General features: G+C 69.0%; 11 protein-coding genes. 4 read left to right on the top strand and 7 right to left on the bottom strand.

Annotation, left to right across the window (positions count from 1 at the left end):
* Window positions 1-19: 19 nt before the first annotated feature.
* From CVO76_RS00275 to hisD, 5 genes are all read right to left on the bottom strand, one after another.
* Window positions 20-199: a hypothetical protein gene (locus tag CVO76_RS00275; RefSeq protein ID WP_133080208.1), complete on the bottom strand. Its 180-nt coding sequence runs from the start codon at window positions 197-199 to the stop codon at window positions 20-22.
* 111 nt (window positions 200-310) lie between these two features.
* The gene (locus tag CVO76_RS00270) at window positions 311-1,162 is read right to left on the bottom strand and encodes an amino acid ABC transporter ATP-binding protein (protein ID WP_133080207.1); all 852 of its coding nucleotides are present in this window, start codon (window positions 1,160-1,162) and stop codon (window positions 311-313) included.
* Entirely contained in the window at window positions 1,155-1,724 is a 570-nt protein-coding gene (locus tag CVO76_RS00265; protein ID WP_208740281.1) for an amino acid ABC transporter permease, read from the bottom strand. The genes CVO76_RS00270 and CVO76_RS00265 overlap by 8 nt, the downstream gene beginning before the upstream one ends.
* A 127-nt stretch (window positions 1,725-1,851) precedes the next feature.
* Window positions 1,852-2,661 carry an ABC transporter substrate-binding protein gene (locus CVO76_RS00260; protein ID WP_208740280.1) on the bottom strand — a complete coding sequence of 270 codons (810 nt, stop codon included), beginning with the start codon at window positions 2,659-2,661 and terminating at the stop codon, window positions 1,852-1,854.
* The gene (gene hisD, locus CVO76_RS00255; protein ID WP_133080204.1) at window positions 2,658-4,004 is read right to left on the bottom strand and encodes a histidinol dehydrogenase; all 1,347 of its coding nucleotides are present in this window, start codon (window positions 4,002-4,004) and stop codon (window positions 2,658-2,660) included. Before hisD ends, CVO76_RS00260 begins: the two co-directional genes overlap by 4 nt.
* 71 nt (window positions 4,005-4,075) lie before the next feature.
* Here hisD and CVO76_RS00250 point away from each other — a divergent pair, with 71 nt between their 5' ends.
* The gene (locus CVO76_RS00250; protein WP_133080203.1) at window positions 4,076-4,990 is read left to right on the top strand and encodes a LysR family transcriptional regulator; all 915 of its coding nucleotides are present in this window, start codon (window positions 4,076-4,078) and stop codon (window positions 4,988-4,990) included.
* 17 nt (window positions 4,991-5,007) lie between these two features.
* Here the strand turns inward: CVO76_RS00250 and CVO76_RS00245 are convergent, their stop codons facing one another.
* On the bottom strand, window positions 5,008-5,649 hold the full coding sequence (locus tag CVO76_RS00245) for an HAD family phosphatase (protein ID WP_208740279.1): 642 nt from the start codon (window positions 5,647-5,649) through the stop codon (window positions 5,008-5,010).
* A gap of 168 nt (window positions 5,650-5,817) precedes the next feature.
* On the opposite strand from CVO76_RS00245, the gene CVO76_RS00240 reads away from it, so the two are divergent.
* Entirely contained in the window at window positions 5,818-7,281 is a 1,464-nt protein-coding gene (locus tag CVO76_RS00240; protein ID WP_208740278.1) for a protein adenylyltransferase SelO, read from the top strand.
* 23 nt (window positions 7,282-7,304) lie between these two features.
* Here the strand turns inward: CVO76_RS00240 and CVO76_RS00235 are convergent, their stop codons facing one another.
* Window positions 7,305-8,195: a LysR family transcriptional regulator gene (locus tag CVO76_RS00235; protein WP_208740277.1), complete on the bottom strand. Its 891-nt coding sequence runs from the start codon at window positions 8,193-8,195 to the stop codon at window positions 7,305-7,307.
* Window positions 8,196-8,308: 113 nt separating this feature from the next.
* Here CVO76_RS00235 and CVO76_RS00230 point away from each other — a divergent pair, with 113 nt between their 5' ends.
* The gene (locus tag CVO76_RS00230) at window positions 8,309-9,610 is read left to right on the top strand and encodes a glucarate dehydratase family protein (RefSeq protein ID WP_244186104.1); all 1,302 of its coding nucleotides are present in this window, start codon (window positions 8,309-8,311) and stop codon (window positions 9,608-9,610) included.
* Between the two features lie 29 nt (window positions 9,611-9,639).
* Window positions 9,640-10,497: 2-hydroxyacid dehydrogenase (locus tag CVO76_RS00225; RefSeq protein WP_244186101.1), on the top strand; the 858-nt coding region annotated here is incomplete at its 3' end.

The following is a 10,497-nucleotide window of genomic DNA, read 5'->3' as shown; positions in this document are numbered from 1 at the left end:
AAGCGCCCGGGCCCGGCTACTACCTCCGGTTCAGCAGGTTGCGGAGGATGCCGCCCACCTTGCCCGACGGCATCGGCGTGCCGCGCCGTCCGGCGTTCATCCCGCCGCCTCGCGTCCGACCGGTGGTGGGTGTGGTGCCGGTTCCCGACCTGCCCAGGTAGCGGCCCGCTGCGTTCTTGACCATGTTGCTGATGCCCATGCCGATCTCCTTCGATTCCGCCTCTGCACCCGAAACATCAGGTGGCTTACGAGTTTACGCCGCCCGCCCGGTCGCGGCCAGACAGCGGGAGGGAACTCCGGTGCCCGGGTGCTAGGCCGTCCCGGGAGGTTCCACGGTCAGCCCCGACCGCCGGAGCAGCGCGTAGGTCTTCGGATGCTTCGGCCGGAAGAAGACCTCGTCGGGCGTCCCCTTCTCGACGATGACACCCTGGTCCATGACCACGATGATGTCCGCGATGTCCCGCGCGAACTGCATCTCGTGCGTCACGATCACCATCGTGGTGCCCTGGGCGGCGATCGCCTTGATCACCGCCAGCACCTCCTCCACGAGTTCCGGGTCCAGGGCCGACGTCGGCTCGTCGAACAGCATGACGCTCGGATCCATGGCGAGGGCGCGGGCGATCGCGACGCGCTGCTTCTGCCCTCCGGACAGCCTCGAGGGGTAGTTGTCCTTCCGGTCCAGCAGCCCCACCCTCTTCAGGTTCTCGAGCGCGTGCTGCTGCGCCTCGTCCCGGGACATCTTCTTGACGTCCTGCAGGGGTGCCATCACGTTGCCGAGGGCGGTCTTGTTCAGGAACAGGTTGAACTGCTGGAAGACCATGCCGAGGTCGGTCCGCTTCCGCGCGGTGATGGACGCCTTCTCGTCGACGAGCTTCCCGTCCCGCTCCTCGTATCCCACGAGGTGGCCGTTGACCAGGATCCGGCCGTCGTCGATCGTCTCGAGCTTGTTCATGCAGCGGAGCAGGGTGCTCTTGCCGGACCCGCTGGAGCCGAGGATGACGACGGTCTCGCCCTTGTGGACGTCCAGGTCCACGCCCTTCAGGACCTCGATCCGATTGACCTCCCGCCGCTGCCCCCGCAGGCGCTGCAGCAGGCTCGGGGTCTTGGTCACCACGAACGTCTTGTGGACGTCCCGCGCACTCACGATCACTTCGTCAGACATGGACCCTCGCTCTCTTCTCCAGGGCACTCACGATGCGGGACAGCGGGAGGCTGATCAGCAGGTACAGCAAGGCGGCCGCCGTGTAGACCTGCGTCGTCTCGAACGTCTGCGCGTTGATGACGTTGGCGGTCTTCAGGATCTCGGTCACGGCGATGACCGACGTCAGGGCCGTGTCCTTCACCATCGCGATGAAGTAGTTGCCGATCGGCCCCAGCGACACGATGAAGGACTGCGGCAGGACGACCTTCCACAGCGCCTGGCCGGGCGTGTAGCCGAGGGACAGGGCGGCTTCCGTCTGGCCGGCCTCGACGGAGAGGATCGCCGAACGGAAGACCTCCGACAGGTAGGCCGCATAGTTCAGGCCGAGGCCGAGGATCCCCGCCGGGACCGGATCGATGTTCACCCCGATGGCGGGCAGGACGAAGAAGATGTAGACGAGCTGGACCAGGAGGGGCGTGCCCCTCATGACCTCGATGTACACCAGGCCGATGCCGCGCAGGATCTTCGACTTCGAGATCCGCGCGAGTGCCAGCAGCAGCCCGAGGACGAGCGCCAGGGCCATCGCCCCCAGGGCGAGCTGGATGACGATCGGTGCGGCTGCCAGCAGGCGCGGGAAGTAGCTGAGCGTGCTCTGGATGAACTCGATGACCGGGCCTTCCTCTCAACCTCGGTGGAACGGGACGGGACGGTCAGTCGACGGCGTTGCTCTCGGTCAGACCGTACTTCGTCAGGATCTCCATGTAGTCCGGGGACGCCTTCAGCTCGGCGAGGCCGGAGTTGAGTTCCTCCAGCAGCTGCGTGTTCTCCTTCGGCACGGCGGCACCGATCAGGCCGGGGAAGTAGGGCTCGTAGGGGTCGACGATCTTGATGGCGTCGTTGGGGTTCTGCACCAGGCTGTAGGCGACGACGGCGGCGTCGGTGAAGACGACGTCGACCTGCTTGTTCTCGACCGCCGTCAGCAGGGCGGCCTGGGAGTCGAAGTACTTGATCTCCTCCGGCTCCAGCGACTCCGCCAGCTCGATGAAGGTGGTGCCGGTCTGGACGCCGATCACGGTGCCCTTGGCGTCGTCGCGACTGGTCATGGTGGAATCACCCGGGACGACCATGCCTTCGCCCTGCTGGTACCAGGTGTCCGTGAAGTTCACCTCTTCCTTGCGGACATCGGTGATGTACATGGCGTCGACGACGGCGTCGGCCTTCCCTGCCTTGATGGCCGGGATCAGGGTGGCGAACTCGGACACGAAGACCTCGACCTCCCAGCCCTTCTTGTCCGCGATCCAGTTGATCATCTCGCCGTCGATGCCCTGCAGGTCGCCGGCGTCGTCCGTGAAGGAGAAGGGAGCGTCGTTGGAGGTGGCGATGGTGATCGACTCGATGGCTTCGCCGTCGCCTCCGCCGCCCTCGCTGCCGCCGGAGTCCCCACCGCCGCATGCGGTCAGGGTGAGTGCGATCCCCAGTGCACCGGCTGCGAAGGACGTGAGTGCGCGCCTGCTGTTCATGGTTGCTCCTTGGTCGATGCTGAGTCGTTCCCGAATCGGGTGATGCGGAGGTCGGCCGTGCGCTGATGCGCTTCCATCTCCTCGTAGGCGGAGATCTCGGACACCAGGGGGGCCAGCTGCATCGTCGCGGAACGATCGATGCGCTGGAAGGTGAGGGGCTTCAGGAACCTCGACACGGACAGTCCCGCCGAGGACCGCGCGCCACCACCGGTGGGCAGGACGTGGTTGGTCCCGGTGATGCCCTTGTCGGAGTAGGCGACGGTGGACCAGGGCCCCAGGAAGAGCGAGCCGTAGTTCGTCAGGTTCTGCTGGAAGTAGTCGTCGTCAGCGGTGATGACCTCCAGGTGCTCCGGGGCGAGCACGTCCATGAGTTCGACGGCGGTCGCGTTGTCCTCGGCGACGTAGACGGTCCCGTAGTCCCGCCAGGCGGCCCCGGCGATGTCACGCGTGCTGAGGTCCACGAGCTGGCGGTCCACCTCGGCGATCACGGCCAGGGCGAGGTCCCGTGACGTCGTGACGAGGGCTGCCGGTGACTGGGGGCCGTGCTCCGCCTGGCCGAGGAGGTCCGCCGCCACGATCACGGGATCGGCCGTGTCGTCGGCGATGACGGCCACCTCGGAGGGACCCGCCAGCAGGTCCATGCCGACCCGCCCGAAGAGCTGCCGCTTCGCCTCGGTCACGTAGGCGTTGCCGGCGCCCACGAGCATGTCCATCGGCTGCTCGCCCAGCAGCCCGAAGGCCATGGCCGCCAGGGCCTGGACACCCCCGACCACGAAGGCGCGGTCGACGCCCGAGAGATAGGCGGAGTAGAACACCGCGGGATTGCCGGCCGTCGGGGAGGTGGGCGGGGAGCAGGCGATCACCGTGGGCACGCCCGCCGTTTTCGCGACGCCGACGGTCATGAAGGCGCTGGCGAGGATGGGGAACCGCCCGGCCGGCAGGTAGGCGCCGACGCGCTGGACCGGGATGTACCTGTGCCCGACCACCACCCCGGGCATCATTTCCGCCTCGAAGTCCTGCAGGTGCCGGCGCTGCAGGCCGGCGAACGTCCGCGTCCGCTCGGCACCGGCCTCGAGGGCTGCGCGCAGTTCCGGCGTCAGGGCGTCGCCGGTCCGGCGCAGCGAGTCCGCGTCCATCTCGACGTCGCCTCCGCCCCACCCGTCGAGGACCCGCGAGTACTCCGTGACGGCGTCGCGCCCGCCCTTCTCGATGACCGACAGCATCTCCGATACCGTCTCGACGACCTTCGGCAGCCGCTGCGCCGGCACTCCACCGATCGCGGCGGTCTTCAGGCACTCGTAGGAACCTCCGATGAAGGAGGCGTGGTGTGCGTCTAGTTCCATGCGCAGAGCCTAGGGCGGGAAGATGCATAGGGGAACCCACCCTTCGCCGATGCAGGATATAGCCTTCCCCTATGACGCTGAACCAGCTCCGCGCATTCCTCGCCGCCTACAGCTGCCGCTCGCTGAGCGCTGCCGCCCGGGAGCTGGGGATCAGCCAGGCATCGGCCTCCGAGTTGATCTCACGTCTCGAGCAGGAGCTGGGTGTGCCGCTGTTCACCCGCAACTCCAAGGGCCTCTCCCCCGCTCCTGCGGCCGAGGAACTGCATCCCCATGCACTGGACTGCGTCAATTCGGCGCGACGCGGGTCCGAGGCCGTGCAGGCACTGAGGACACTCAACGGTGGGGTCTCGACGTTCGGGGTGCTGCGATACGCCGCCAACTACGACCTCGCGGACCTCGTCGTGCAGTTCCACCAGAAGTACCCGGGCGTCCGGGTCCGGATGATCGGGCTGAACTCGCACGTCGTCGCGGCCTCGGTGGCCAGCGGGGAGATCGAGTGCGGTCTCGTCGTGCTGCCCGTGGACACCGAGCATCTCGAGGTGCGCCAGCTGGCGCAGGACGAGGTGCGCTTCATCTCCTCCACCCGGCCCGCCGAGGCCGGGCCGGTGAGCATCCACGAACTGGCGTCCGCGAAACTCGTCCTCTACGACGCGCATGCCGGGTGGAAGGATCCCACCCGGCGGCAGCTGCAGGACCGGGCGAACCTGGCGGGCCTCTCGATTGAGGCGGACATGGAGGTCGAGCACGCGGAGACGGCCTACAGCCTCGTGGCCGCCGGGGCAGGGGACTCGTTCATGGCCCGCGGCATCCTCGAGTCCCTGCGGCGCGAGGACACTGTGAGGAGTTTCCCCTTCGCCGATCCCCTCTACGACACCATCGCCCTCGTCCAGCGGAAGCACGGCTACCTCTCGCCGGCGACGCGCCGGTTCTCCGAGTTCGCAGAGCGGGCCGTCGCCGCCCAGGTCGGGCTGACCAGCCTCGTGTGACCAGCCCGCCCCGGTCCTCAGAGGTGGGTGACGAGGTCCGCATCGAGGACCGCGCGCGGATTGTGGGAGTGCCGGACACCGACGGTGACGGCCCCCGCGGTCCGCGCGAGCGCCAGGTAGGTGTCGCTGTCCTCCAGCACGACGCAGGGTGGAACGCACAGGTCGCGGAAGATCGCCTCCTTGTCGCGCCCGTGCTCGCGGCGGGCGATCCGGACGAACCGGGCGAGCCCCCACTGCCCGAGCAGCGCCGCGATCAGGTCCGGGTCCCCGTTGGAGACCACCACCTGCTCGGAGGCCGTGCCGTCGAGGGCCGGCATGAGGGAGGCAGCGAGCCAGGACGGGTCCAGCCCATGCAGCGCGGACGCGGCGACCACCTCGCCGCGTTCGCTGTGCAGCGTGGGAATCTCCTGCTCGGACGCCGGGAAACCCTCGGAGATCACACGCTCCCAGATCCACTGCTCGGTGTGCCCGACGAGATCCCCGAAGAAACCGTCGGCGAACTCGTAATGGCGCCGTTCCGCCAGGTCCCGGTAGCTCGCCTCGTGCAGCGGCTCGGTGTGCCCGACGACGCCGTCGAAGTCCCAGATGACGCGTGCGCCCACGGCTTCCCGCAGGATCCGCTCCGCAAGCCGCCGTGCTGCGTCGTCGCCGTTCGGCATCCGCGAACCCTTCAGAAGACTGCCGGTGCCGGCCGTCGAGGGCCGCGCCTGATGTCGGCCATCGTAGGGTTCCCGGCAGCGGGAGGGCCACCCGGGCCGGGCACAAGTGCGTCCTGCACCGGCTGCGGGGCGTGACAGACCCCGAGGAGCCGGGCGTACGGTGGAGAGATGAGCGTGCCTACAGATTCCAGGGTCACCTTCGACGGTCGCTTCGCGCGGGAACTGCCCGAGATGGCAGTGGCCTGGCAGGCGGAGGAGGCCCCCGAGCCGCAGCTGCTCGCCCTGAACGAAGCGCTCGCGGCCGAGCTCGGCTTCGACGGGGAGTTCCTCCGCACCCGCGAGGGCCTGGCCCTGCTGCTCGGCACCTCGGTGCCGGAGGGCGCCACGCCGGTGGCCCAGGCCTACTCCGGGCACCAGTTCGGCAGTTTCAACCCGCGCCTCGGTGATGGGCGGGCGCTGCTGCTGGGCGAGCTCACCGACACCGAGGGCCGCCTGCGCGACCTCCACCTCAAGGGGGCCGGGCGCACCCCGTTCGCCCGCGGCGGTGACGGTCTCGCCGCCGTCGGCCCCATGCTGCGCGAGTACATCGTCAGCGAGGCGATGCAGGCGCTCGGCATCCCGACGACCCGCTCGCTCGCCGTCGTCGCCACCGGGCGTGCGGTGCGCCGTGAGACCCTGCTCCCCGGCGCCGTCCTGGCGCGCATCGCGAGCAGCCACCTCCGCGTGGGCAGCTTCCAGTACGCGGCGGCGACCGGCAACCAGGACCTCCTGCAGCGCCTCGCCGACCACGCCATCAGCCGGCACTACCCGGAGGCTGCGTCCGCTGACCGCCCGTACCTGGCCCTGTTCGAGTCGGTCGTGGCCGTGCAGGCGTCGCTCGTGGCGCAGTGGATGCTCGCCGGCTTCATCCACGGTGTGATGAACACGGACAACATGACCGTCTCGGGCGAGACCATCGACTACGGTCCCTGCGCGTTCATGGACGTCTTCGACTACTCCACGGTCTACAGCTCCATCGACCACGGCGGCCGGTACGCCTACGCCAACCAGCCGATCGTCGCCGAGTGGAACCTCGCCCGGCTCGCCGAGGCGCTGGTACCGCTGCTCGACGACGACCAGGAGCAGGCGGTGAAGCTCGCCGTCGGTGCGCTCGAGACCTTCCGCCCCCGCTACAGCGGCGCATGGCTCGCCGGTATGAGGACCAAGCTGGGACTGCCCGACGACGTCGCCGACGAGGTCGCCTCCCTGCTGGCCCATGACGTGCTGACCCTCCTGCAGGACAACCACGTGGATTACACGTCCTTCTTCCGGGGGCTCGGTTCCGTGGTCCGCGGCGACGCCCGGCCTGCACGGGACACCGTGCTCGACGTCGCGGCCTTCGACGCGTGGGCCGCGCGCTGGCTCGCGCTCGGCCCCGGCGCGGACGCGATGGACCGCGCGAACCCCGTGTACATCCCGCGGAACCACCTCGTCGAGGAGGCCCTCGAGGCCGCGACCGCGGGGAACCTCGACCCGCTCGACCGGCTCGTCGACGTCGTCCGCGCACCCTTCGACGAGCGCCCCGGCCTGGAGCGCTACGCCGCCGGGGCACCGGGAGACTTCGGGCGATACACGACCTACTGCGGGACCTGAGGCCGGCACCCGCACCCCGCAGCTCAGGGCAGGAGGTCCAGGAGCTTGAGGACGGCCGGGTTCGAGGTGTTCTCGTTCCACGCGACGTCCAGTTCGACGCGGTTGAGCTTCCGGACGGTGCGTGAGTCCTCGATCTCGTAGAACCGGACGTCCGCCGGGGCGAAGGATCGGGCCGACGCCGGAACGAGGCTCACCCCCAGGCCCGCCTGCACGAAGGCGAGCAGGGCGGGTACCTGGCTCGCGTACTGCGTGATCCGGGGGTGGACGTCGGCGCTGGAGAACAGCCGCAGCACGAGGTCGTGGAAGTAGCGCGCCTCGGCCGTCGAGTACATCATGAGCGGGCTGTCCCTGAGCGCGCTCAACGGCAGGGAGTCGCCGTCCACCGCGATGTCGCTGTCCGCGGGTGTCGCGATGACCAGGCGGTCCTGCATGATCGGGCGGGTCAGGACGCCGGGCCGGACGACGATGGGGCGCAGGAGTCCGATGTCCACGCTGCCGTTCACCAGCCCGTCCATCTGGTCCGTCGACACCAGTTCGCGGAGCACCAGGGACACTCCGGCCTGCTCCTCGGCGGTCCGGCGCAGGAGTTGCGGCAGTGCGGTCTGGCCCGCGATCGCCGTGTACGAGATGGTCACCGATCCGGCACTGCCGTTGGCCACCCGGCGGACGTCCAGTTCGGTCTTGGCGGCGAGATCGAGGATCTGCCGCGCACTCGGGAGCAGCACGGTGCCGGCAGCGGTCAGCTCCACCCGCCGGCTGCTGCGGTCGAAGAGCTGCGACCCCACCTCCCTCTCGAGGATCTGGATCTGGCGGCTCAGCGGAGGTTGCGTCATGTTGAGGCGCTCGGCGGCTGCTCCGAAGTGCAGCTCCTCGGCGACCGCGACGAAGGACTGGAGCTGAATGAGAGTGAACATCGATACCCTTCCTGCATCGGGTGGTGTCCACATTAGCTTGGACGCGCATCAATATCCTGGCCTACCGTCGACTCAGAGCAGCAGCGTCGACGCTTCCATCCGTAGGAGACACAGTGAGTCAGCACATCGCCCAGGAAACCTCGCTCGGACTCGTGTCCATCACCCGCGTGGAGATCACGCCCGTGGCGTTCAGGGACCCACCCCTGCTCAACACGGTAGGAGTCCACGAACCCTTCGCCCTGCGCGCCATCCTGCAGGTCACCACCGATGCAGGGGTCTCCGGTCTCGGCGAGACGTACGGCGATCAGGCGCATCTTGCCCGGCTCCACCGTGCTGCGGATGCCGTCCTCGGCTGCGACGTCTTCAACATCAACGAGCTGAGGGCCCGCGTCGCGGCGGCCCTGGCCGCCGACACGACCCAGGGCGGCCACGGGATGAGCGGGATGGTCACGGGGTCGAGCACCACCGACCGCGTCCTGTCCCCCTTCGACGTCGCAGCCCTCGACATCCAGGGCAAACTCCTCGGCCGTCCCGTCAGCGACCTGCTGGGCGGCGCCATCCGGACCGCCGTCGATTTCAGCGGCTACCTGTTCTACAAATGGGCCAACCACCCCGGCGCCGCCCCGGATTCCTGGGGGGAGGCGCTGGATCCCGAGGGCATCGTCCGGCAGGCACGCACCATGGTCGACACCTACGGGTTCAGGGCCTTGAAGCTCAAGGGCGGCGTGTTCGCTCCCGACCAGGAGGTTGCGGCGATCAGGGCCCTGCGCGCCGAGTTTCCCGAGCTACCGCTCCGGCTCGATCCCAACGCCGCATGGTCCGTGGAGACCTCGGTGGAAGTGGGGACGGAACTCGCCGGGATCCTCGAGTACCTGGAGGATCCGACGCCCGGGATCCCGGGCATGGCCGAGGTCCGACAGCGTGTCCCCATGCCGCTGGCGACGAACATGTGCGTCGTGAGTTTCGCCGATGTGGCACCGGCCGTGGCGGCAGGATCGGTGGACGTGATCCTGTCCGACCATCATTTCTGGGGAGGCCTGCGGCGCTCCCAGGGGCTGGCCTCGATCACCGACACCTTCGGTCTCGGCCTGTCGATGCACTCGAACTCGCACCTGGGCATCAGTCTCGCGGCGATGGTCCACCTCGCCGCCGCCACACCCAACCTCGACTACGCCTGCGATACGCACTGGCCGTGGAAGGAACCGGGCGAGGACGTCATCCGTCCCGGCGCGCTCGAGATCGTCGACGGCTCCATCGCCGTGCCCACCCTGCCGGGACTCGGCATCGAACTCGACGAGGACGCGTTGCAGTCCCTGCACCAGCAGTACCTCGAGTGCGGGCTGCGGAGCCGCGACGACACCGGGTACATGCAGAGCCTCCACCCGGAGTTCGAGCCGGCGAGCCCCCGGTGGTGAACCGCGACCGCTCCCCGTTGAAGGTGGTCGTGACCGATCCGATCATCAGCCGGTTCGAATCCGTCCTGCGGTCCACCGGGGACCACGAGTGGGTCATGGCCGCCGACTCGGATCCGACGCAGCAGCTCGAGGCACTGGGCGACGCCGACGTCGTCGTCTGCTCCCGCCTCCCGGAGGAGCTGGCGTCCGCCGCCCACAGCGTCAGGATGGTGCACGTCACCGGTGCCGGCTTCGAGAAGATCGCGCTCGACGCTCTCCGGCCGGAGGCATCGGTGGTGAACACCTTCCACCATGCGCGTCCGATCGCGGAGCACGTGCTCATGGTGACACTCATGCTGACACGTCGGGTGCTCCCGGTGGACCGGGAGATGCGCGCGGGCGTGTGGAGGACGATCGCGACGTCCCCGGACGTCCCGTTCCATCCCACGCTGGAGGGAAAGGTGCTGGGCCTCGTGGGACTCGGCTCCATCGGCGCCGAGGTGGGGCGTCTCGCGTCCGCGCTGGGCATGCGGGTACACGCGGTGCGGAGTCATCCCGAGGGACCGACGCCTGCCGACCTGGTCCTCGACTGGGTGGGATCGACGGCGGAGCTGACCCGGCTACTGGCGACATCCGACGTCGTCGTCATCTCGGCACCCCTGAACGAGGCCACGCGAGGCCTGATCGGCAGCCCCGAGCTCTCCGCCATGAAGGACTCGGCGCTGCTGATCAACGTGGCACGGGGCCCGATCGTGGACGAAGGCGCCCTCTTCGCCGCCCTGCGCGACCGATCCATCGCGGGCGCGGGGATCGACGTGTGGTGGGAGGCGCCTCCAGGAGGCGGCATGCCACCCGCCCGGCATCCGTTCACGTCCCTGGACAACGTCGTCCTCACGCCGCACTGCTCC

The organism is Arthrobacter agilis, from assembly GCF_002953615.1.
GTDB lineage: Bacteria > Actinomycetota > Actinomycetes > Actinomycetales > Micrococcaceae > Arthrobacter_D > Arthrobacter_D agilis_B.
The sequence above is the reverse complement of the archived record's forward strand: the minus strand, read 5'-3'. Positions and strand labels throughout refer to the sequence as shown.